Annotated in this window: 17 protein-coding genes; 8 read left to right on the top strand and 9 right to left on the bottom strand. The window is 64.4% G+C overall.

Annotated elements, in window-relative coordinates; all coding sequences use genetic code 11:
• Positions 1-123: 123 nt before the first annotated feature.
• Genes NDO75_RS21960 through NDO75_RS21945 form a run of 4 tightly spaced genes read left to right on the top strand, consistent with a single transcriptional unit; the run spans position 124 to position 5,515 of the window.
• Positions 124-1,515 carry a nucleotide sugar dehydrogenase gene (locus tag NDO75_RS21960; protein WP_310908754.1) on the top strand — a complete coding sequence of 464 codons (1,392 nt, stop codon included), beginning with the start codon at positions 124-126 and terminating at the stop codon, positions 1,513-1,515.
• A 4-nt stretch (positions 1,516-1,519) separates the two neighbouring features.
• The gene (locus NDO75_RS21955; protein ID WP_310908753.1) at positions 1,520-2,593 is read left to right on the top strand and encodes a DUF354 domain-containing protein; all 1,074 of its coding nucleotides are present in this window, start codon (positions 1,520-1,522) and stop codon (positions 2,591-2,593) included.
• Entirely contained in the window at positions 2,590-3,552 is a 963-nt protein-coding gene (locus tag NDO75_RS21950; protein WP_310908752.1) for a glycosyltransferase, read from the top strand. Before NDO75_RS21955 ends, NDO75_RS21950 begins: the two co-directional genes overlap by 4 nt.
• Positions 3,542-5,515 carry a hypothetical protein gene (locus NDO75_RS21945; protein WP_310908751.1) on the top strand — a complete coding sequence of 658 codons (1,974 nt, stop codon included), beginning with the start codon at positions 3,542-3,544 and terminating at the stop codon, positions 5,513-5,515. The genes NDO75_RS21950 and NDO75_RS21945 overlap by 11 nt, the downstream gene beginning before the upstream one ends.
• Positions 5,516-5,909: 394 nt before the next feature.
• Here NDO75_RS21945 and NDO75_RS21940 read toward each other — a convergent pair whose 3' ends face one another.
• Positions 5,910-6,488 (bottom strand): metal-dependent hydrolase, encoded by a 579-nt coding sequence (locus NDO75_RS21940; protein ID WP_310908750.1) that lies wholly within the window; start codon positions 6,486-6,488, stop codon positions 5,910-5,912.
• Positions 6,489-7,478: a DUF1616 domain-containing protein gene (locus NDO75_RS21935; protein ID WP_310908749.1), complete on the bottom strand. Its 990-nt coding sequence runs from the start codon at positions 7,476-7,478 to the stop codon at positions 6,489-6,491.
• 389 nt (positions 7,479-7,867) lie between these two features.
• Here NDO75_RS21935 and NDO75_RS21930 point away from each other — a divergent pair, with 389 nt between their 5' ends.
• Positions 7,868-8,479, top strand: coding sequence for a hypothetical protein (locus NDO75_RS21930; RefSeq protein ID WP_310908748.1), 612 nt, complete (start codon positions 7,868-7,870; stop codon positions 8,477-8,479).
• A gap of 192 nt (positions 8,480-8,671) precedes the next feature.
• Here NDO75_RS21930 and NDO75_RS21925 read toward each other — a convergent pair whose 3' ends face one another.
• Both NDO75_RS21925 and NDO75_RS21920 read right to left on the bottom strand, forming a co-directional pair.
• Complete coding sequence (locus tag NDO75_RS21925) at positions 8,672-9,067, bottom strand: hypothetical protein (protein WP_310908747.1); 396 nt, start codon at positions 9,065-9,067, stop codon at positions 8,672-8,674.
• Between the two features lie 241 nt (positions 9,068-9,308).
• Complete coding sequence (locus tag NDO75_RS21920; RefSeq protein WP_310908833.1) at positions 9,309-11,003, bottom strand: asparagine synthase-related protein; 1,695 nt, start codon at positions 11,001-11,003, stop codon at positions 9,309-9,311.
• A gap of 228 nt (positions 11,004-11,231) precedes the next feature.
• Here NDO75_RS21920 and NDO75_RS21915 point away from each other — a divergent pair, with 228 nt between their 5' ends.
• Positions 11,232-12,557 (top strand): polysaccharide deacetylase family protein, encoded by a 1,326-nt coding sequence (locus NDO75_RS21915; RefSeq protein WP_310908745.1) that lies wholly within the window; start codon positions 11,232-11,234, stop codon positions 12,555-12,557.
• A gap of 70 nt (positions 12,558-12,627) precedes the next feature.
• Here NDO75_RS21915 and NDO75_RS21910 read toward each other — a convergent pair whose 3' ends face one another.
• Together NDO75_RS21910 and NDO75_RS21905 are read right to left on the bottom strand one after the other, a co-directional pair.
• On the bottom strand, positions 12,628-13,803 hold the full coding sequence (locus NDO75_RS21910; RefSeq protein ID WP_310908744.1) for a PKD domain-containing protein: 1,176 nt from the start codon (positions 13,801-13,803) through the stop codon (positions 12,628-12,630).
• Between the two features lie 152 nt (positions 13,804-13,955).
• Positions 13,956-14,930: a glycosyltransferase gene (locus NDO75_RS21905; RefSeq protein ID WP_310908743.1), complete on the bottom strand. Its 975-nt coding sequence runs from the start codon at positions 14,928-14,930 to the stop codon at positions 13,956-13,958.
• Positions 14,931-15,112: 182 nt separating this feature from the next.
• Between NDO75_RS21905 and NDO75_RS21900 the strand changes: the two genes are divergently transcribed.
• Complete coding sequence (locus NDO75_RS21900; RefSeq protein WP_310908742.1) at positions 15,113-16,375, top strand: hypothetical protein; 1,263 nt, start codon at positions 15,113-15,115, stop codon at positions 16,373-16,375.
• A 67-nt stretch (positions 16,376-16,442) separates the two neighbouring features.
• Positions 16,443-17,492 carry a glycosyltransferase family 2 protein gene (locus tag NDO75_RS21895; RefSeq protein WP_310908741.1) on the top strand — a complete coding sequence of 350 codons (1,050 nt, stop codon included), beginning with the start codon at positions 16,443-16,445 and terminating at the stop codon, positions 17,490-17,492.
• Between the two features lie 139 nt (positions 17,493-17,631).
• Here the strand turns inward: NDO75_RS21895 and NDO75_RS21890 are convergent, their stop codons facing one another.
• The 3 genes from NDO75_RS21890 to NDO75_RS21880 all read right to left on the bottom strand — a co-directional run bounded on the left by NDO75_RS21890 (position 17,632) and on the right by NDO75_RS21880 (position 22,032).
• Positions 17,632-19,254 (bottom strand): polysaccharide biosynthesis C-terminal domain-containing protein, encoded by a 1,623-nt coding sequence (locus NDO75_RS21890; protein ID WP_310908740.1) that lies wholly within the window; start codon positions 19,252-19,254, stop codon positions 17,632-17,634.
• A gap of 195 nt (positions 19,255-19,449) precedes the next feature.
• On the bottom strand, positions 19,450-20,937 hold the full coding sequence (locus NDO75_RS21885) for a right-handed parallel beta-helix repeat-containing protein (protein ID WP_310908739.1): 1,488 nt from the start codon (positions 20,935-20,937) through the stop codon (positions 19,450-19,452).
• A 432-nt stretch (positions 20,938-21,369) separates the two neighbouring features.
• A complete protein-coding gene (locus NDO75_RS21880; protein WP_310908738.1) occupies positions 21,370-22,032 on the bottom strand; it encodes a helix-turn-helix domain-containing protein in 663 nt (220 codons plus the stop codon).
• Between the last annotated feature and the right edge of the window lie 5 nt (positions 22,033-22,037).

Raw genomic sequence — 22,037 nt, 5'->3', positions numbered from 1 at the left:
GGTATAGTAAACCCCGAACGGCGACTCGACGAGACTACGGCACGGCCGCCGATTGCGGGTATACCAATTCCGAAACGACCCCGTTGCACGACGTGTGCGACGGGCCAGCGATACCGATAACCCATGACCTCGATAATCAGCGACACGGAGACACGAACGGGCGACCGAGAGAGCGACGGGAACGCACGAGACGAATTCGGCACGACCCTGGAGCACGCGGACGCGTCGGCGCGTTCGGCGACGATCTGCGTCGTCGGACTCGGCTACGTCGGACTCCCGCTCGCGGTGGGATTCGCCCAGTCGAACTACCGCGTAATCGGGTACGATATCGACGAGACGACGGTAGAGCGGCTACAGGCTGGCACCGACACGACCGGCGATCTCTCCGACGAGGCGGTCCGGGACGACGACATCTCCTACACCACCGACGCCAGCGAGATCGGCGAGGCGGACTACGTCATCATCACCGTTCCGACGCCGATCGACGACGACGATCGACCGGACCTCAGCTACGTCGAGGGCGCGGCGACCACCGTCGGCGCGCAGATGGACCCCGGAACGACGGTCGTCCTCGAATCGACCGTCTACCCCGGCTCGACGCGGGAGGTCCTCGTGCCGGCGCTCGAGGACGCCTCGGATCTGACCGCCGGCGAAGACTTCTTCGTCGGTTACTCGCCGGAGCGTGCGACGCCCGGGGACGGCGACCACGGTCTCGCAGACGTCGTCAAGGTCGTCAGCGCACAGACCGAGACGGTGCTCGAGGACGTGGCGACGCTGTACGAATCGGTCGTCGACGCGGGCGTCCACCGCGCCCCGTCGATCGAGGTCGCCGAGGCCTGCAAGGTCGTCGAGAACGCCCAGCGAGACCTCAACATCGCGTTCGTCAACGAACTCTCGATGGCGCTCGACTACATGGACGTCGACTCGACGGCAGTCCTCGAGGCCGCGCGCACGAAGTGGAACTTCCACGACTACCGGCAGGGACTGGTCGGCGGTCACTGCATTCCGGTCGATCCGCACTTCTTCGCCTATCGCTCGGCTCAGGAGGGGTTCGAGCCCGAACTCATGCAGACGAGCCGCCGGGTCAACGAGTCGGTGCCCGACCACGTCGCCGAGTTGACGATCAAGGCGCTCAACCGCTGCCACAAAACGCTCCGCGAGAGCCGCGTGCTGGTACTGGGGCTCTCGTACAAACCGGGCGTTGGGGACATCCGCAGTTCGAAGGTCGCGGACGTCGTCGACGCGCTTCGGGAGTACGACATCGAACTCGAGGGATTCGACCCGTTCGCCGATACCGACGCGGTCGAAGCGGCGTTCGAGATCGACGTTCAGGACCGGCTCTCGTTCGAGGGCTTCGACGCGATCCTGCTCGCGACGCCACACGCGGAGTTCGAACAGCTCGATCTCGAGGCCGTAGCGAGCGAACTGGCGGACGATCCGGCACTGATCGACGTGACGGGTGCGCTCGAGGAACGCGCGGCCGTCGATGCGGGACTCATGTACCGGAGGTTGTGAGCCGATGCGAGTAGTGGTCACGATCCAGCATCCCGGACACGTCCACTTCTTCCGGCACCCCATCGCGGAGCTGGAAGACCGGGGTCACGAGGTGTCCGTCTTCGCTCGCGAGAGCGACGTCGCTATCGACCTCCTCGAGGCGTACGACATCGACCACGAGGTGCTGGCCGGCGAATCGGACTCGCTGCTTTCGCTGGCGGCGGTCCAGGCGACGTACGAGCTGCGACTGCTGCGGCGTGCGCGACGGATCGATCCGGACGTGATCGCTGCTATCGGCGGTGTCGCCGCGGCCCACGTCGCGTCGATGCTGGGGGCGAAGAGCCTCGTCTTCTACGACACCGAACACGCGAGCCTCATCACGAAGTTGGGGTATCCGTTCGCGGACGTGATCTGCACGCCCGACTGTTACCGCGACGAGATCGGCTCGAAGCAGGTGCGCTACCCCGGGTACCACGAACTCGCGTACCTCCACCCCGATCGGTTCGATCCCGATCCCGACGCGCTCGAGGCGGTCGGGATAGACCCCGACACGCCGTTCGCCGTCGTCCGGCTCAGCGGCTGGGGTGCCTCTCACGACGTCGGCCACGATGGCTTCGATGACCCGCGAGCGGTCGTCGATCGGCTCGAGGACGCCGGCCTCCGGGTCCTGCTCGCCGCGGAGGGGTCACTGTCAGCCGACCTCGAGCCCTACCAGTTCGAGACGTCGCCCGACCGGATGCACGACCTCCTCGCCCACGCCACCGTCGTGCTGAGCGAGGGGGCGACGACCGCGGCGGAAGCCGCCGTGCTCGGCACGCCGGCGGTTTACGTCAATCCGCTCTCGCTGGGCTACACGACGGAACTCGATGAGGAGTACGGCCTGCTGTTCGAGTACACCGGCGAGGAGCGACGCGTCCGCGGACTCGAGCGGGCCGTCTCGATCGTCGACGAACCCGCCGAGACGTGGGAGCGCCGGCGCGAGCGTCTGGTCGCGGACCGAGTCGACGTCGCGGCGCTGGTCGTCCGGCAGATCGAGACGCTCGCCCAGTCTCGCGAAAAGAGCCGATCGCCGACCGCAGCCGAAACGGGCCATCCATGAAGGTACTCCAACTGGTCACGTCGTCGCGACCGTTTTTCGACCAACAGGTCTCAGCGCTCGAGGACCGCGGCGTCGACTGTACGGTCCTCGAGGTTCCCGGCCGATACAGCGGCCGTTCGGGTCGATCCGCGACTGACTATGTGCGCTACTACCGTCGCCTCCTCTCGACGGTCCGGTCGTCCGCGTACGATATAGTCCACGCCAACTACGGTCTCGTCGCGCCGTTCGCGCTCGCCCAGCCGACCCGACCGGTCGTGGTGACGCTGTGGGGAACGGACCTCATGAGCGAGCGGACGTGGCTGCGATCGATCAGTCGCCACGGTGCCCGATACGCGGACGCCGCGGTCGTCCCCAGTCGGATCATGTCGCGCGACCTGGAGGTCGACCACGAACTGATCCCGTTCGGCGTCGACACCGACCTGTTCAGGCCGATGCCCCGCTCGAGCGCACGCCAGCGGGTCGGCTGGGAGACCGATCGACCGGTCGCGCTGTTTCCCTACGATCGGACCCGTTCGGTGAAAGACTACCCGCGAGCGCGGCGGCTCGTCGAGCGCGCCGACGCCGACCTCGAACTGCGGACGGTTTCCGGTGTCGACCACGACGAGATGCCCTACTACATGAACGCGAGCGATATCCTGCTGGTCACGTCGAAACGCGAGAGCGGTCCGATGGTCGTCAAGGAGGCCGCCGCGTGTAACCTGCCGATCGTCTCGACGGATGTCGGTTTCGTCCGCGAGACGGTCGGCGGGGTGACGAACTGCGTTGTCAGCGACGACGACGGCGCCCTCCTCGGCGGCATCGAGCGGATCGTCGCCGACGGCGGCCGATCCGACGGCCGCGAGTCGGTCGACGGACTCTCCCTCGAGGCCCTCGGCGAGCGCCTCCACGACGTGTATCGCCGGGTGCTCGAGCGAAACGGGGGAAACGCGTCTCTAGCGGAGGTCGGTCATGAAGTATAAATCGCTCTCCGAGCTGCGGCCGCTGCGCCTCGACACCGTCGCGGCGATCGGCGGGCTACTGCTCGCACTCGCGTTGCTCCCGCTGCGACTGCTTTCGTCGCAGATCTACCTCGAGACCGTGCCGATCGTCCTCGGTACCGCGTGCGCGCTGTACATCCTGTCGCTGTATCAGGGGGACACCGCTCCGGCGATCCCGACCCTGCCCTCGTCGGCGGCGATGGCGCTTCCTAGCGTCGTCTTCGTCGGTCTCTCGGGGCTCGTCATGCTGGCGGTCGTCCAGGGAGCGCGGACCCATCTCTTCTTCGGGCTGGCGAGCGTCGTCGGCACGCTCGTGCTCGGCCAGATCGTCTTCGTGAGCGACCGCGACCTCAATCCCGGACTGCTGGTGCTCCAGATCGTGCTGTTCGCGTTCGTCTTCCGACTCGCCGCGCTCTACACGACGCCGGGGTACATCGGGATCGACATCTGGACGCACCGAGAACTCGTCGACGCGATCCTCACTGAGCAGTCGCTGAGCGCGATCTCGGACAATAAACACTACGGCTCGCCGTTCTACCATCTGCTGGTGGCCGCCTCGTCGCTGCTGTACGACGTGCCGATCCGCGCCGCGTTGTATCTCTCCGTGGGGCTCGTGATGCCCCTGTCAGTCCTGCTGGTATACGCGACGACGAATCTGCTCGTCTCGGCGCGCTGGGCGGTGCTGGCCACGGCGTTCTACGCTTTCGGCAGCCACGTCGCGAGGTGGGGGATGCACCTCATCCCCACGAGTCTGGGGCTGGTGTTCTTCCTGGGGATGCTGTACGCGCTGATCCGCGTGATGCGGATCGAGTACACGATCCGTGACTTCTGGGTGCTGCTGCTGTTGAGCATCGCTGTCATCCTCACCCACCAGGTGTCGACGTTCATCATGCTGGTGTTGCTCCTCGCGGCGTTTCTCGCCCAGGTCGTGTTCGTGATCGGCCCGTTCGGGCTCACGCGACTCGACACGAACGTCTTCCGGACGAAAAAGCCGGTCAACCTCGTCGGGCTCGTCGTCTTCAACTTCGGACTGACAATCTTCGTCTGGTCGCTGACGCCGTACCGGCAGGACTCGTTCCTGGCGACGGTCCTGAGTTACTTCACGCAGACGCTCGAGGAGAGCGCCGGCTTTCTCAACACCGCGGGCGAGTCGTCCGCCGATCCGGGGGAGGTCGAGGCCGTGCAGACGCTACTCGACCAGCTCGTGCCCTACGTGGACAATCTCGGCTTCCTGTTCTTGCTCGGCGTGACGTTCGTCGGCTGCCTGTACGTCGTTCACCGGCGGCGTGCCGAACAGTCGGTGTTCACGCTCCTGTTGGCGGCCGCCTTCATGCTGGTGTTCGTCCTCGGGTTGCCGATGTTTGGGGTTCGGACGTTCATTCCGACTCGCTGGTTCGCGTTCCTCTACGCTCCCATGGCCGTCCTCGGCGCGATCGGTATCCGGACGCTCCGAGGGAGCTTGAGTCCGGGCATCGTCGCCTCGGTGTTGTTGCTGGTCGTGCTCGTGTATCCGGGGGCGATGTTCCTCGCGGCCGAAAGCAGCGCGGACAACCCGGTCTTCGGCGATCACCACGAGCGCCTCGCCTACGACGAGACGGAACTCGCCGCAGCCGAGTCGGTCGCCGCCATGACCGGCTCGCCCGACGGCGAGGAGATCCGTCCGGATCAGCAACTCTACACCGATCATCCCTATCAGACGCTGTTCAGTCGGACCGGCGCGTATCCGTCGACGACGACGGCGACCGTCCCACCTGACGGTGTCGCAAACCACAGCTACACGGTCTATCGATCGGCCCAGTCGAACGACGCCACGTACGTCACGGACGCGGACGGGAACGCGCGGATCGCACGGCTCTCTCAGTCCCAACTCTGTCGTCCGGGGCAAGCGACGGTCTACACGAACGGTGACGTGACGCTGTGTACGCCCTCCCCGAGAACGACCTGATCGGCACGCGTTCCAGTCCCCGTTGACGCTTCCGTCGACTACTTTCCTCCACTTCTCCGGTACGGCGGTATCGGTACGCCTATCCCGCGAGGTGACCGACCGGTCGGTTCCTCGAGCAGGTGTCGTCGCTGTCGTCTCCGCCGCGTCTGCTCTCACGGGCACGCTCGTCGAACGATCGCTCGTCAGTGCGGTCGCGAGCGAGTTTACGACGCCACCTCGCGTTCCCGTCCATCCGTTCGTGAAGGGCGGCCCGAAGTGGGTGGCGGAACGAGCGCGGGTGGCCAAAACGAGGCGACTCGAGCCGTCACAATCGCTCGAGAGTCGATCGGTCACGAAGGAGGACAGGAGAACAACTGATAGTCGTGGCGGGGGTTCTACGGCGCTCGAGCGTCGCTCATCGGTGCCGTCGGGCGGACAACAGTCGCCAGCCGTCCGAGACGATCGGCGCACCGTCGGCCAGCCAGAGCGCCAGGACGGCGAGACCGAGCAGCGTCTGGAACGCGACTTGCAGCGTCAGTCCGCCGGTGACGACCAGATAGACGTACCCGAGGAAGTACCGGACGACGTGATCGAGGAAATCGCCGCCAGTGCCTGCTGGTGGCGAGGCGACGGGCCAGAGGACCATCCTGATATCGACCGCTTCATCCCTGAGTAGCCGGCTGAGGATGTCGGCAGCCGGATGAGAGAGATGTGCGAGCGAGAACGCTCCGGCGAGCGCTCGCTCCCCTCGCTGAGCGGCCATCGCGTACACTACAAGGCAGATGATCGGCGCGACGATGATCGAGTGACCGACCGAGTAGCCGGTCTCCGTGAGCCCGAGCGTCCAGGCGAGGGGTTTGTCGATCAGATCCGGCAGCTGCGAGCCGATGGCGACGGCAGCCGTTTCGCGGGCCGAGGGTGACCGTCGCAGGATCACATTCGCCGTCAGCGAGTAGAGGACGTACGCGAAGGCGAGGTGCTCCCACGGCCACATCTACGCCACCTCGATCGGGAGGCGAACGACGCGATAGGCGTCGTCGACGGTCGGCTCGGCCGGCGGTTCGCCCTCGTAGAGCAACACTGCCAGCTGAAGGTTTTCTCCTCGCATCGTCGGCGTGATATCGAGGGACTGGCGGTGTGAGTCCCCGTCGGCAACCGTCGCTGTCTTTCTGGTTAGTTCTGCGGACTCGTTGACAGCCACGTCGTCCCCGTCGTAGTTGACCCGCTGGAGCAATACAACAGTCGTATAGCGTCGCTCTTCGTGTTCCTGATTCGTGATCGTCAGCGTCAGCTGCTGGGATTCTCCCGCGGCATAGGTCGCATTGTACATCGTTTCGATCTCGCCGGTGACGTTCCGCGTTTCGACCGATACCTCGGTGAATCCGTCGTGCTGGGGCGGATTCGCGATCGCGAAGCCCCCGCTTGCTACTAAGAGGACCAGTCCGATCGCGATAGCCACGTTGTACGGTTGGGCGCTCGTTCGTTGGTAGGGGCTCAATCGTTTCGGTGTGAAGAACGGGGATACCGACGAAAGTGCAGGCACAAAGCGTCTATCTGGCGAACAGCGGTACCGAGCGCCGATCGCGATGAGTGCGAGGAGAACGGTGACAACTGAGAGCCCGGAAAGTACCGGTTCGAGCGCCAATCCCCCTGGGGTTGCGGTCGACAAAAGGGTGATCGCTGGAACCAGCGAAACACTAAATACGATTGATAGTATCGTTCGTTCGATCGCCTCGAGTCCACCGCTGACAAGGAGGGGGTTGCCGAGTCCGGTTTTCTCCTCGTCGAACGACCGATACTCGTCGTTCGGTTCGTCCGGAAACAGCGCAGAGACGAGCGCATATCCCGGGAGAAAGAGGACGAGAGGGATCGCGAGTACGATCCGCCCACTGCCGGAAACTCCGGAGAGAAGGCCGAACGTGAGCGTGCCAGTCGCTGCGATAACGATCGCCAAGTCGAAGAACCACCAGTCGGTGTCGCTCATTCCGTCGATACTGGGCACCAGCGGTGGTTAATTATCGCCAGGATAAGCCCCCTGTGAGGGGGGCAGTCCGACGGCCGTCTGACGCCGAACTATAACGATCCCGACAACGAATTTGATGCCGGAGATACCCGTCGATACGAGACCGTCACGGATTCGTGAACGGATCGAAATTCGGATTTAGCGTTCAAAGTATTCGAACGCCATACTACCGAAATTACCACCCTACCCCATTCGAGAAATGGGCGATAGAAGTCCTAAAAAGCTATATATTCGGGTTTAAAAATCACTTGAAGAGAGGTCAAGATCTGTGAAAGCACGTGAAAAGAGTAATCAAGAAATACACGATTTCGATACTTTATTACCTCCCTCTGAATAGGGAAGACTGTGCAATGAACGCGGAATATATCAGCCCGGAAGAAAAGGATGAGCAGGAGTCCGACGACGACGCTCAGGGCGAGGATACCGAAGCTGATTGCGCCACCGAGGACGGGGCGTTTTCGAAAGACGAAATCTTTCATCTCCTGCAAAACGAGCGCCGTCGGATGGTGCTTCGGTATCTTCGGGGCACTGAAGATCCCGTACGCATGCGCGACGTCGCGGAACAGGTCGCGGCGTGGGAACACGATACCACCGTCGAGGAGCTGACGTCGACGCAGCGCCAGCGCGTCTACATCCCGCTCTACCAGTCACATCTCTCGAAGCTCGACAACGCGGGGCTGATCGAGTACCAGCAAAACCGCGGTATCGTCGAGCGAAAGCCGCCCGCCGACCGCGTCGATCAATACCTCGAGACGGATTCGGAAGCCGAATCGGCCGATCAGGAGCGCTCCGATGACGGCGGGTGGGACGACTACTACGTCGTCACCATCGTCCTCTGTTATGCCATCCTGCTCGGTGCGGTGATCGAGTTGCCGGTCGTTTCCTTCCTCTCCGGAATCGGCCTGAGCGCGGTTATTCTGTTCCTCTTTACGGTTCTGACGCTGTCCCGCCTAGTCGACTGAGCTACAGTAACAACTGGACCAATGTACACACCGATCGCACGATCCGCGGTTCTCGCGCTCGCTGCTCGCTTCGACCCGCGCTCCCGTCGTACGATCGGGTGTGCAGTGACGTTCCGTGGCAACTATAAGACAGCCGCCACTTTCGAACGATCCGACAGTGACACGAGAGCAGCAGTCGTCGTCGATCGACGATCAGGCGATCAGCACGGAAATCGAGACGAGTCCGATCGCGATGAGCAAAAATCCAAGGGAAAGTGCCGCCAGTAACGTACCCGAGAACCGACCGCCGTCGCTCGAGTGAGCGGTGCGTTCGACGAGGCCGTGTGTTTCGTCGAACGCGATGGCCCCCGACGCGTCGAGGGCCGGGAGTCGGTCGCGGTGGAGTCGTTCGTGAACGGTCGCCCACGTTTCGATGGATGGGCGCGCCGGTTCGATCAGCGTATCGGCGATTTCGTCAACGGTTACGGGTGTGTCCAGCTCGTCGATGACGGACAGCAGAGCGGCGTCGGACTCTGGAAGGAACGTTGCTGCTCTCCCATCGTCATCACCATCGTCTATCGAGGGTCCGGCATCCGGAGCGTAGACCATCGTCACTCCCGATGTATTCCGTGAATCGCCGGAGGGCTCTTCCGTGGACCCGTCCGCTGAAGTACGTAACCAGGACGGCGTCAGACGCATATTCCGCGCTAACCTCCATTGGTATATAAGCATACTCATGGTTCACCGACGGTAAACGGAATAAATAGACCTTGATCGATTTTCCGCTCGTGATAGTCCCAACAAACCGACATCAAGGAACCGTATTATCGACCGAACCGAACCGGGTGCGCTATGCAACAGCCGGTTTCGGTGGGTGCAACCAAGAAAGCGGTCGCTCCTGTGTGTCCGACCAGTTCTCGAGCCATCCGCGGAGGTCGGTGAGCCTGAGCTTGTGTCTGGCCGGCAGGCCGTGGAGGTGCTCTACGTCGCCCAGCAGGCGTTGATCGAGGTCGTACCGGTCGAAGAGCGTTTTGCGGTCCGGCCACGGGGGTTCGAACGACGTGAGGAACGGCGTTTTTCGGCGGACAAATCCTTCGATTTCGTTGAGAACGGTCGTATCGTACGGCCGATCCGGCGGCCTGTGTCGTAAGATATCGGCATCGATTTGCCGGCACGCCCGGAGGAAGGTATCCGTCGTTCGGTACTCTGGAGGGGTCTGCAGGTGCCAGTCGATCAGTTCGCGGTCCGTCGCCAGAAACGACGTCAGGAACCGATCCGAGAGGTGATCGTGGAACGGCATCGACGGCTGGTTCGCGATTCCGCAGCACGTGAGGGCGTTCTGAACCGAGTCCGCGCGCCACCGCTTTGCGGCGAACTCGTCGGCGATCGCCTCCCTGACGAACGTGTTCGGATCCGCGTCGAACGACGTCCGATCGGCGAGTTCACGACTGGCTGCACGGCTGTAGCCGAACTTTTCTAAGAGCACCTCAACGGGGTTCGGATCGGACTCGAGCCGACCGGTCGGGATGCGTTTGCCGAGGACGTCGATGGTCTCCTGTGCAGCGAAGTGACCGCGGAAGAACGTGTCACAGAGGAGGCCATGGTACATCGTATCGATGTCGATCTCGTCCGCGTACCCGGCGTGGTGGATGTGGAGCGATTCCTTGATGCCGTGTGAGTGTCGGACCTTCGACTCGTCGACGCGGAGATAGCGCTCGTCCGGCGAGAAGGCCGTGTGGCTCGCCCCGTACTGGTCGGCGAGGCGCTTCGCGCCGCGGACCTCGGCCGCGTTGGGTTCGCCCACCGTATAACTGCGCTCGATGTCGTCGAGCTGCGAGAGAATGATCCGCGAGTCGTAGCCCGCGGAGAGCAAGACGCCCTTTCGACCGGGCAGCACCGACCGGCGCTGGAGCGCCCGCTCGAGTCGGTCGGCGAGTTCGTCCACGACGTCGAACTCCCGTGGTGAGTAGACGAACCGATCGAGCGCGTCGGTCGCCGTGGGCAGGAGTCTGCTATCGAGAGACAGCCGATGGAGTTCGCTGACGGCCGTCTTCTCGCCGAGCGTGACTCCCAGATGGAGAAACTCGAGGATGGCCTCCCGGTGAAGCGTCGGGTCTGTAACCGTTCGGGCGATCGCGGCGGCATCGGTACCGAACGCTCGAACCCCGGGTTCGTCGGTGTAGAAACACTCCCGAGAGCGGACCGGATCCGTGGCGACGAACGCATCGCCGTTCGTCCCGGCGTCGAGGACTGCCAGATACGACCCGTTGAGTTTCCGCAGCGCCTCGAGTCCGTCTGCTTCGTACGACTCGAGGAGCCAGCGTGCGGCGTTGGACTCGTCCCCGGGAACGTACGCTTCACCCCAGATCAGGCAGCAGCCGTCGTCGCCCGCGTAGGCGGTGGTCCAGCCTGGGGTTCCGAGGTCGGGGTCCGTGATGCCGACCGTGAGGGTCGACCCGGTAAACACCGAATCGAACTCGTCACGGGATCTGAACCGCTCGAACGCGTCGATACCGCCGAATACTCCGAATAGTTCTCTGTTCATCGTCGACGACTCTGTCGTGGATGGCATCCGCCCACTCGCGTCGGAACGGCCGCGTCCCGGACGTGAGTTCGCCGAACGGACGCCTCCGTCGTCTCCCTCGTCGGTTCGTTCAATAACTATGCAACCGTTAAGTGCCGCAGCAGGCGTCACACACCGCTTCGGGACCCCACCGTTTCGAACTACCCTCTCCATAATAATGGGAACGCTGTCGGTAGTTTCGGCTCGCCAATGTCTCAGCAACGCGCGACGCGACGGCGGTTCCTCGCACTGACGGGTGCGGCCGGAATCGCCGGTACGGCCGGCTGTACGGAGCGACTCAAGTCTGCGACCGGCCAGCTCGATGGGGAGTCGAACGAAACGGGAGACGGGGACGACTCGTCCACGCCGGGGCTTGCCGACGGCGTTCCGCCGCTCGAAACCGAGTTCGACAGCCGAGAACGGTTTCGCCAGCCGGGCGAGTCCTTCGACGACTTCGCAGATCTCGAGCCCTGGACCGTCGTTCAGGGCTCCGGCCAGGCGGACACGGACGTCGTGTTCGACGGCGAACAGAGCTTCCGGCTCCAGTCGAACGGGGGCGAAAACATCTTCGCGGAACGGAGCCTCGCAGGCGAAGATCTCCGGGAGACGGATCTGTCGTTCGCGGTTCGGACGTCGACACCCAACAGCATCGCGGTCAACCTGCGTATCGTCGACCAGTTCGGGAGCGACAAAATATACTCCCTTCGGCAGATTCGGTATCGAGAGCCCGACATCGGCTGGTTCCGAGCGAGTCCGGGCGTCTTCCAGCAAAGCGAGTACGAACCCGCACTGGACCACCTCGATCGACTCGAGATTCAGGTGCTCCACTCCATGCCGGAGGCGGAGGTCTGGATCGACGACCTACGCACGCACGAGACAGCCGATCAGGGGTACGTCATGTTGAGTTGGGACGACGGGATGCTCGACTACTACGAGACGGCCGCGCCGATGCACGACGAGTACGGGTTCCCGGCGGTCCAGGCCCCGGTGCCGCGGTGGGTCGAACGGGGGCAGGACGGCGTGATGTCGATCTCGGAACTGCAGGAGCGCCAGGACGCCGGCGACCAGATCGTCGTCCACGGGACCCACGATCCGATTCACGAACTCGACGACGAATCGACCATCCAGGCGCGGCTCGAGCAGGACAAACGGTGGTACATCGAAAACGAGTTCGAGGGCGCGAACTACCTCGTCCACCCGCACAACAGCTTCGACAAGACGAGCCTCGAACTGGCGACGAACTACCACTACTGTGCCGGCTTTAACCAGGCCGGCAACGTCAACACGACCAGCGTCTACGGCTTCGACCCGATGGCGTTGCCGCGGACGATCGGTCACGACCTCGAGATCGCAAAGCGGAGCGTCGACCTCGCCGCAGCGCACAACCAGTGTACCATTCTGAACTTCCACACGTTCTCGGCCGAGAACACGATGCCCGAGGCCGACTACGAGGCGCTACTCGAGCACATCGATAGCGCCGACGTCGAGGTCATCACGTTCGACGACCTCTGGTCGCTGCGGACGAGCGATCGTTGAATTCGGATTCGGAACGCCGACGACCTGTTTCTCGCCGCTAGCAGTCGGTCGTATACCCCGTAGATTCGTCTCAACAGCTCGTCGAGAGCGTGACTTCGTCGGTATCGGTCCGACCGCTCTCGTCGACGACGCGCAACGCGACCGGATGCACCCCGTCGCCGTTCGGCCCGATCGTCACCTCGAGCGTCTCACCGGTCTCGTCGAACGCGCCGTTCTCACCGACGCGCCACTCATACCGGACGATCTCCCCGTCCGGGTCACGCGACCGTGACGCGTCGAGCGTGATCGCTTGCCCCGGCTCGAGTGCCGTCTCGTCGGTCCACGTCGGCAGCACCTGCAGGCGCGCGGTCGGCGCCTTGCTGTCAGCTTCTTCGGTACCGTCGTCGCCTTCGGCTTCCGATTGGGTCCCCGCCTCCTCGTCGACCGGTTCCTGCGGCGGACTGCCGTTGAGCAGGAGTTCGTCCTGAAAGAGCCGGTCGACGATGGTCGTGTGCCACTGGACGCGAGTCTCGAGGGCCACGTCGGACAGGGTCTCCGCGAGGAACGACTCGGCACCGAGATCGCGGGCGGCCTTGTGGGCGAGGAGTCCGTCCGGCTCCGAGTCGGGCGAGGAAAACGGACCTATCTGGAACGCGAGGTCGGGATCGTCGACGTGGTTTCTGGTAACGTAGTTGGCGGCGTCGGCGGCCGCGTCGGTGGCTGCCTGACCGTCCGAATGAAAGATCGCCTGACCGACGCCGTCGACGGGGTTCCCCGCGTAGATCCCGGTCGATTCGTGGCAATCGATCAGGATATCGGGATCGTACTCCCTGACCACGTCCCAGATGGCGCGTGCGAGTTCCGTCTCCGGTGTTTCTCCCTCGTGGAACTGCCGATTGAGGTCGCTCCCGTCTCCGCCGTTTCTGGTTCCTCGTTCGATCGCGGCGGCGTTCGCCTCGGGAATCGTGACGAGCCTGCCGGCATCGATCGGCCAGTCGGCGATCTGCCCCGCCGCCCTGTAGCCCGCGACCTCGTTTCCGTGTACGCCGCCGACGACGATAGCCGTCGGCCCCGCCACATCTGCGGTCGTGACGTACACTGTCGTTGCTTCGGCCGTCCCCTCACGGATGACGAACGAATCCCGGGAGACGGGACCCTCGTCGCCGTCTATCGATTCGCCGACAACGCCGGTGGCACCGGCACCGGCGAGTGTCATCCCGGCTGTCCCGGCCAACACTGATCGTCGCGACAGTATCTCGCATCTCATTTCATCTGCCCCATCGGCGTTAGTCGGTTTTACTACAGGTTCGATAACCGGCGGCAACTGAACCGTTTCGCTGCCGCAACGGTCTGCGTCGATAGAATTCGCCGCCTTCGATCGTTCCGAATCAGAAATAATCGACGGGGATCCGGTTCGCCTTACCGGGCAAGTGCGCGCCGGCCGAGCACGGTCGCGACGAGCACGAACAGCAGCGTTCCGGCGATCGGACGGGGGCGCCGTCGCACGCCAACGCCGGCGACCCAGCAGAGCCCGGGGTACGCCCGCGGCGACACCGCAGCCGCTCGCAGATGCCGAATCCCCCGTAGAAACCGTCCCTCCGCGAGGTATCGCTTCGCCATAACGAGTTCGTGGCTCGAGCGGATCTCGTACCCCGATTCCTCGAACCGCTCGACCTCGGATTCGTACGCCGAGAGGTACTGTTCGCTCGCGTTCTCGATCACGGCCGCCGGTGGGTAGCCGGTTTCGTCCCGGCGGACGAGCACCTCGTCGACGTAGGCGAGCTTCCCGTGTTCGAGCACGCGAAGGCAGAACTCCGGATCCTGGAACCGGTCGAGGTCCTCGTCGAAGCCGCCGGCGTCGCGAGCGACGGTCGTCCGGACGAGCAGCGTCGAGCCCGCGCCCGGTTGGACGTTGTCCGCGAGTATCTCGGCCATTAGCTCCTCGCCACCCTCCCGCGTCGGCTCGTCGCCTCCACGAGCGAGAAGCGACGCGGCCGTCGTTCGGAGTCGACCGCTCGTGCCGGAGAGATCGAACGCTGAGTCACAGTAGGCACCCACCCAGTCGCTCGAACGCTCCTCGAGGACCGACAGCTGGCGCTCGAGCTTCTCGGGGTGCCAGCTATCGTCCGAATCGAGGAACGCGACGTATTCACCTCGTGCGCGCTCGATACCGGTGTTCCGGGCGACGTTCGCGCCCCGATTGGTCGCGTGGGTGACTGGCCGAACTCGCGGGTCCTCGTAACCGGCCAGCACCGAGTCGGTGTCGTCGGTCGAGCCGTCGTCGACGACGACCACCTCGAGGTCGTCGAGCGTCTGGGCGAGCGCGCTGTCGATCGCGCGCGGGAGCGTCTCCGCCCTGTTGTACGTCGGAATAATGACGCTGACCTGGGTCATGTCACGGCCTTCCCGTCGCGATCGGATTATTATCGCGTGGGTAAGCGCCGCCTGCCGACGGCTCCGGCCGCCTGGCCCGAGCGATCGTCGACGGGCGTCTCCAGGGTCGTGCGACACCTCGAGCAGCGACAACGGCGCTAATAACTGTATAAGAAAGATCGAACGGTTCGTCGACGCGGTCGATGACGAAGCGAAACCGCCGATCGTTCGTAACGACGGTCGCGACGGCCGGGACGCTCGGGCTGGGGGGCTGTCTCTCGCAGGTGCGCGAGTGGGGCAGTGGGGACGACGAGCCAGCCGCGGCCCGGTCCCAACCGCGGCCGAACGGGGACGAGGCCGACGACTTGCCGCCCCTGCCCGGTGATTCGATCGAGGATTTCGACTCCCTCGAGGAGTGGACCGCGATGATCGACGCCGGCGAACTCGGCGCCGAAACGGACGATCCGTACGCGGGCTCGCAGTCGGCACACCTCGCGGCGGACGCGGGAACCGAGTACGCCGCCGCCTACACCGTGACCGACGGCCTCGACTTACGCGGGCGGAGCCTCTCGCTCGCCGTTCGGTTTACCGGCCGCGAGCAGCTTCACCTCGAACTCGAGCTGTACGCGCCGAACTCGCGCAACGTCGCCACCCTGGAGCGGACGTTGATCGGCCCGCACGATCGATGGACGCGTGTCGACTTCGGTACCGTCGGGATCGAGGGCCAGCCCGATCTGGCGGACGTCCGCCAGATTCAGGTGACTGCCCGCCGGCGGGGCACCACGTCCGGGCCGCTCGACTGTTCGATCGACGACCTCCGTGTCGCCGACCGGCCCGAGACGGGCTCCATCGTGTTTCTGTTCGACGGCACGCTCGAGAGCCATCGCACGACCGCCTTCGAGCGGATGCAGTCGTACGGCTTCGCGGGCGTCGAGGCGGTCATTCCCGAAGCCGTCGGCGAGGACGGCAGGCTCACGATCGACGAACTCTCCGAACTCCACGACGCAGGCTGGGATATGGCGGCCCGGCCGCGAACCGGCGCGAACTTCCTCGACGAGTTCCCCCCCGCGAAACAGGAGGGACTGATCCGGCAGACGAAGGCCTACCTCGAGAGTCGCGGCTTCGAGGACGGCGCGAAGCACTTCGTCACGCCGCGGAACGTGCTCGGCCCGACCGCTCGCGACCTCGTCGAAAAGTACCACGAGCAGGCGTTCCGGTTCGGCGGGGGTCCGAACGGACTGCCGCTGACGGACCCGTACAACGTCGGCTTCTTCGCCGGCGACGCCGGTGAGGTGGCGAAGACGTACGTCGACTACGCCGCCGACTACGGCCAACTCGCCGTCCTGCACTTCGAACGCGTCGGCGACGGAGGCATGAGCGAGGCGGCGTTCGCGGACCTGCTCGCGTACGTCGACGACCGGAACGTCGCGGTCGTCACCGCGACCGATCTGCTGGGGGAAGCGTGATTCCGATCAGCGACGTCAGCGCGGCCGGCGTCGCCCTCGAGCCGACAGCCGCCACGGAGGGCGACTGATGTACCGCGGCGCGAGCGTCGGCGTCGTGCTGCCCGCCTACAACGAGGAGGGGTTCGTCGGCGACGTGATCCGCGAGATGCCGTCCTACGTCGATCGGATCTACGCGATCGACGACCGGTCGACGGACGGCACGCTCGAGGAAATCCTCGAGGCGGCACGGGCGGACGCGAACGAGAACGAGAACGAGTCCGTCGGGCAGCTCGTGACAGACGGTGGGGCGACCGCCCTCTCGAGCCGTGCAACGGTCCGCGACGCCGTCGGTCGGGTCGTCCCGATCGAGCACCGTGAGAACCGCGGGGCCGGCGGCGCGATCAAGACCGGCTACCTCGCCGCGCTTGCGGACGGCGTGGACGCGACGGTCACCGTCGACGCGGACGGCCAGATGGACCTCTCGCAGATGTCGCGTCTCCTCGATCCCATCGTCGACGGCGAGGCCGACTACGCGAAAGGGAACCGACTCCGCTCCCGGGAGTACCGGGCGGCGATGCCGCGGTTTCGGTTCGTCGGGAACGCGATACTGTCGTTCCTGACGAAGATCGCCTCCGGCTACTGGAAAACGATGGATCCGCAGAACGGCTACACTGCCATTTCTCACGACGCGCTCGCGGCGATCGACGTCGAGAACCTCTACGAGTACTACGGCTACTGTAACGACCTACTGGTGAAGCTGAACGTCCGCGGAATGCGCGTCGCCGACGTGGCGATGCCGGCCGTCTACGGCGACGAGGAGTCGAGCATCGCGTACTCGCAGTACGTCCCGAAGGTGTCGCTGATGCTACTCCGGAACTTCCTGTGGCGGTTGCGAACGAAGTATCTCGTACTCGATTTTCACCCGCTGGCGCTGGCGTACCTCTTCGGGGCCGCGACGGCTGCGACCGGCGTTCTCGGCGCTGGCGTGGCGCTGGCTGCCACGCTTTCGAGCCCCGGCGTGCCGGCCGTCGGGGGAGCGACGAGTCTCCTCCTGTTCGTCGCCGGGACTGCCCTCCTCCTGTTCGCGATGACGTTCGATATGGCCGAGAGCGAATCCCTCGAGACGCAGGTGCAGTAGCCTCGCGTTGCCCGGATCAGCCGATCCCTGGCCAGTCTTCCGAGCGCCCCCGTTCTTTTTGCAGCCACTGATACCGCCCTGCTGTCCACGCTCGAGACTGGACAAAAACGACGGCTGCAACCGACTCGCCGACGACGCGCTACAGTCCGGAACCGAGAATCCCCAATGCGAGTCCGGAGACGAACAGCGACAGTCCGGTGACGAACAACAGGCTGTGCAGTAAGTTACGCGACTCGGGATCGCTTCCGTCGCTCGCGAGCCGATCGCGGATCGTGTCCGCCTTCGCGCCGAGCGGATCGGGAAACGCCGACAGCACTTCGAACGGCTCGGCCGGATCGAGCGCGCCGACGAGCAGCGCGAAGGTCACGAAGATGACGAACCCAATGGGTGGGACGACGGTGAGTGCGAGCCACGGGTCCGAGATCATCGTAGCGAGGGCGACGATCGGAACGGCTGCGAGCACGGTCGTCAGGACCGCACGCGCGAGCCGTGCGTCCGCGAGCGGGTCGAAGCCGACGCGGCGGGCGCTCCAGCAGTGACAGACGAACATCGAGCCGTAGCCGACGCTGGTCGCGACAGCCGCACCGCTCATCCCGTACCGTGGGATGAGGAGGAGGTTGAGTACCAGATTGATCACGGCCGCAACGCCGGTCGCGGCGACCGGATAGCGGAGCGTCCCCTCCCCCTGCGAAATCGCGAGGATCGGCCGCGCGAGCGAGAACCCGAGCGCCCCCGGGAGCAACAGCAGCAGGGGCGTTATCGCCGGCTCGGCCTCGGCACCGAAGTAGATCGGGACGGCGACGTCCGCCAGCGCCGCGAGCCCGACCGCCATGATGGCGGTCAGCAGGAACGTATAGCGTGTCGTCCGAGATGCGAGCTCCGAAATCTCTCCGAACCGGTTCTGCGACCACAGCTCCGACGTCGAGTGGACGAACACCGTCTGAATCGCCATCGGGACGAACCAGAGGAACTCGGCGAGCGTCAGCGCCGCCCGGTAGTTACCGACCGCCGCGTCGGCCCGAAACCGGTGGAGCATGACGATGTCGATGTGATACAGCGACATTAACAGGAACACCAACACAATGCTCATCGAATTGAACGTGAGCAGTTGTGTCCGGGGGAACCGCGCCGGCGGGCGGCGAAGCGCACTCGAGAGCGGGATCCGGCGGTTGACGAGCGCGAGTCCGATGACGGCGACGAGCGTACTCGCGACCAGATGGCCCGCGAGCGCACCCGCGACGCCGACGCCGGCGTAGGTCAACGGTATCGCGACCGCCACGAAACCGACCTTGTCGACGATCTTCAGCGGTTCCGAGTAACGCTCGAGGCCGAATCCCATGAGCGTCTTGCGGGCGTAATCGCGGAACTGCGCCGTGACGACGAGTGCGGCGAGAACGTAGAAGTACCCCGTCAGCTCGGCACCGAACGCACGGCCGACGAGACCGACCCACGTCGCCAGTACCAGCAAGAGCGCGCCGAGAACGGAGAGGAGGACCGCCAGCCGGAAGTAGAAGCCGACGACGTGTTCGCTCCAGTTCGCCGCGGCGCGGTCCTCCGCGAGGAACTTCCGGACCCCGTCGGTGATGCCGGAGCTCACGAAGATCATGTAGATCGCGAAAACCGACAGCAGAAACGCGTACTCGCCGAACGCCGATGCGCCGAGGAACCGGTACAGTAACGGCGTCGAAAGGGCGGTGACGACGAGTACGACGACTTTCGCGCTGACGACCGAGACGACGCCGCTCGCAATACTCCTGTTCACGGTTTCCCTCTGTGACGGTCGAGCCGATGGTCGACGGACTCCATCGCCGACGGTCGTTCACCATCCGGCAGACTCACTGTACCGAGACGGAGACAACTGCGAGGCGTTATTATACGGGTGTTAAACGGCATGAAAAGGGCATCCGCGAACGGAGAACGAAGAGCTGGTTTGAGGGCGGCAGTCGGACGGGATCGGTTACTCGTACGTGTTCGCCCAGGTCGTGACGTCGCTGGCACCGAGGTCGCGGATCCCTGCGGCCAGTCGGTTCTTTTTGAAGGTTGGACTCGTCGACGAGGCATAGAGGCAGACGGCCTCCTGACCGTCGGAGGACTCGAGCGCCGAATCGCGAACGAGCGCGTTCGCACCGAGGTCGATGTACGGGTATTGGCTGGCGCGGAGTTCGCTCTCGTAGATTGTCAGATCGCTCGCCGTGTTGACGATGGCGTTCCGCTCGACGCCGCTGCGCCCGGGTTGTGCGATGTCGACGTTGCTGAACCGGCAGTTGTTACGTTCGCAGCGGACCCCGTCACGAAAGCCGCTAGCGTCGCCCGCCTGCCCCCTAATCGTGAGGTGTTCGGCGAGGATCCGATCGGTCCTGTCGCTGTTCTGGATCCAGAACGGGTAGCCGCCCGCGGTCTCGTGGGTGATCGTCGTATCGACGATCGTCGCCTCCCCGCAGTCCGGTGAGATGACGACCCCGTGATTCACGTCGTCGCCCTGCAGGTCGAGGCGGGTGTTTTCGATCCGTGCGCTTTCGCAGGTATTCATCACCGAAATCGCGTGGCTGGTCGGCTCCGGCGACGAGATCTCCACCGCGGCACCGTGGATCGTGATGCCCCGACCGTTTTCGATCCTGATACCGCGCTGGGACCGGTCTTCCGGTCGCGTCGAATCTATTTCGACGGTCGGCCATCGAATTTCGCTTTCTCGGCCGCCAACGCGGACGTTCGCGCCGTTGCTGTTCCGATAGAGCCCGCCCTGGACGATGATCTTCCCGTTGCCGTCGGCCGCGTAGAGGCCGTTGTCCGGGAACGCGCCGAGCCAGCAGTGTTTGAACTTCAGGGTCCCCTCGTTTTGGTTCGCCACGATGCCGATCGGTCCGCGCCAGCGGTCGCCTGCGGTGGGGGTGTTGTTGATCCACGCACCGCCGTCCGGGGCCCGGAACTGATCGACGAGCCCCGTGCCGTCCGAGTCGGTGATGTTGAACATTCCCGGTCCCCAGGTGCCGCTATCGTGCTGGCCGTGAATCGTTACGTCCCGCACCTCGAGCCGATCCGAGGCGTAGGCTTCGATGGTCCTGATCCCCGTTTCAGGAGCCGTCTGATCGACGTCGAACCCCTCGAAGCGAATCCGACTTCCCGGACTGTACGAGACGCCGAGGCGGAAGAGCCGATACTGTGGTCCCGCGAAATCGTAGTAGTTCGCCGGTACCAGCGTCGCGTTCTCCCCGACGAGTCCGAAGTTATCGAAACCGGTGAATCGGAACTGCTCGTCCATGTAATATCGCCCCTCGGGAAACACGAGCAGCGTGTCGTCGTCCCGTAAGTCTTCGAGAACCGGCGTTATCGGTTCGTCACCGGTGTCGTCCGCCCCCGCCTCGGTCACGTCCACGACGGTCGAATACTCGTCGTAGTAGTGGCCGTACGGCTCCGACGACGCGCTTGCAGTCGATGTCAGTCCCATGCCGACGGCGCACGCGGCGACGGTCCCCTGTAAGAACGTGCGTCTCGATCCCGTTCCAGCAGACGAGTCGTCGACCGATGACCGGTTGCCTCCCCTATCGGCCGGCCGAGAACCGCGAGAATCGCTTCGATTCGAGTGTTTCATACCACTTCGTTCCGACATTGAAATTCAATTCGTTCTGAGTAATGAGGAGGTCCAGTATCTATGGATTCGGATGGCAAGCTTTTAAGAGCGAGCCTCGATCGTCCCGTTCGGACCTGGGATACCTGCGAACCTGAGCGGACGAATCCGGTCAATACGAGTGGCACGTTCTCTCGACCGGTAGCGCAGGGGTTACTTCTCGTCGGTCACCGCTCCAGTTTCCGCGGTAATGGTCGGGATCGAACAGTTCTAACAGCCCCGCAGAGAACGGGGATCGCATCCCGTCCGGCGTCATCTTCGTTTGGCCGGCAACCGATCGTTCTCGAGCGTCGCAGCGATCAGTTCGGCGATGGCGCGGCGAAGCCGCTGGGAGACTGCCGAATCGGAGACGTCGAGCCGGTCGGCGAGGTCGTCCTGCGTCGCGTTCCGCGGGACCTGAAAGTAGCCGGCGTAGTACGCCATCGTGAGGATCTCGTGCTGTCGATCGGTCAGGAAGTACGTCTGGTCGTCCGACACCGACGAGTCGTACAACTGGGTGACGCGAAACGAAATCCCGCGGTCGCGACAGTGCGTCCGGAACGCGGATAGCGCGTCGCGATCCGGGAGGTGAACTCGCGCTACCCAGCCGCCGTCATCGCTCGTGATCGTGAAGACGAACAGCCCGCGGTCGGCACACCTGGCGGGGACGATCTCGAGATCAGTGTCGACGACGACGCGGTAGATCGCGCGGTTGTCGAACGTGGCGATGCGGGTCGGCTCCGAAACGGTCGGATCTGACGCCATCGCGGCCTCGAGCGCCGGGTAGTCGTCGCCGAACGCGGAAACGAACTGCAGGCGTCGCTCGTCGTGTGTCGTCCCGTATTCGTATCTGAGGGTCGTACCGGAACGACGTTCGATGGTCGGTACCAGCGGCAAGTCGTCGTGCGACAGGTGGACTTCTGCGATAAATCCCATTGCGA

The sequence above is a fragment of the Natrinema sp. 1APR25-10V2 genome, assembly GCF_031626495.1.
Lineage (GTDB): Archaea > Halobacteriota > Halobacteria > Halobacteriales > Natrialbaceae > Natrinema.
The sequence above is the reverse complement of the archived record's forward strand: the minus strand, read 5'-3'. Positions and strand labels throughout refer to the sequence as shown.

What these genes read in the sequence shown, in the direction of transcription:
- NDO75_RS21880 (WP_310908738.1), bottom strand. Translation starts at nt 22,032, where the DNA reads ATGGGATTTATCGCAGAAGTCCACCTGTCGCACGACGACTTGCCGCTG.
- NDO75_RS21945 (WP_310908751.1), top strand. Translation starts at nt 3,542, where the DNA reads ATGAAGTATAAATCGCTCTCCGAGCTGCGGCCGCTGCGCCTCGACACC.
- NDO75_RS21925 (WP_310908747.1), bottom strand. Translation starts at nt 9,067, where the DNA reads ATGGTCTACGCTCCGGATGCCGGACCCTCGATAGACGATGGTGATGAC.
- NDO75_RS21955 (WP_310908753.1), top strand. Translation starts at nt 1,520, where the DNA reads ATGCGAGTAGTGGTCACGATCCAGCATCCCGGACACGTCCACTTCTTC.
- NDO75_RS21950 (WP_310908752.1), top strand. Translation starts at nt 2,590, where the DNA reads ATGAAGGTACTCCAACTGGTCACGTCGTCGCGACCGTTTTTCGACCAA.
- NDO75_RS21930 (WP_310908748.1), top strand. Translation starts at nt 7,868, where the DNA reads ATGAACGCGGAATATATCAGCCCGGAAGAAAAGGATGAGCAGGAGTCC.
- NDO75_RS21920 (WP_310908833.1), bottom strand. Translation starts at nt 11,003, where the DNA reads ATGAACAGAGAACTATTCGGAGTATTCGGCGGTATCGACGCGTTCGAG.
- NDO75_RS21900 (WP_310908742.1), top strand. Translation starts at nt 15,113, where the DNA reads ATGACGAAGCGAAACCGCCGATCGTTCGTAACGACGGTCGCGACGGCC.
- NDO75_RS21915 (WP_310908745.1), top strand. Translation starts at nt 11,232, where the DNA reads ATGTCTCAGCAACGCGCGACGCGACGGCGGTTCCTCGCACTGACGGGT.
- NDO75_RS21885 (WP_310908739.1), bottom strand. Translation starts at nt 20,937, where the DNA reads ATGGGACTGACATCGACTGCAAGCGCGTCGTCGGAGCCGTACGGCCAC.
- NDO75_RS21960 (WP_310908754.1), top strand. Translation starts at nt 124, where the DNA reads ATGACCTCGATAATCAGCGACACGGAGACACGAACGGGCGACCGAGAG.
- NDO75_RS21895 (WP_310908741.1), top strand. Translation starts at nt 16,443, where the DNA reads ATGTACCGCGGCGCGAGCGTCGGCGTCGTGCTGCCCGCCTACAACGAG.
- NDO75_RS21910 (WP_310908744.1), bottom strand. Translation starts at nt 13,803, where the DNA reads ATGAGATGCGAGATACTGTCGCGACGATCAGTGTTGGCCGGGACAGCC.
- NDO75_RS21905 (WP_310908743.1), bottom strand. Translation starts at nt 14,930, where the DNA reads ATGACCCAGGTCAGCGTCATTATTCCGACGTACAACAGGGCGGAGACG.
- NDO75_RS21940 (WP_310908750.1), bottom strand. Translation starts at nt 6,488, where the DNA reads ATGTGGCCGTGGGAGCACCTCGCCTTCGCGTACGTCCTCTACTCGCTG.
- NDO75_RS21935 (WP_310908749.1), bottom strand. Translation starts at nt 7,478, where the DNA reads ATGAGCGACACCGACTGGTGGTTCTTCGACTTGGCGATCGTTATCGCA.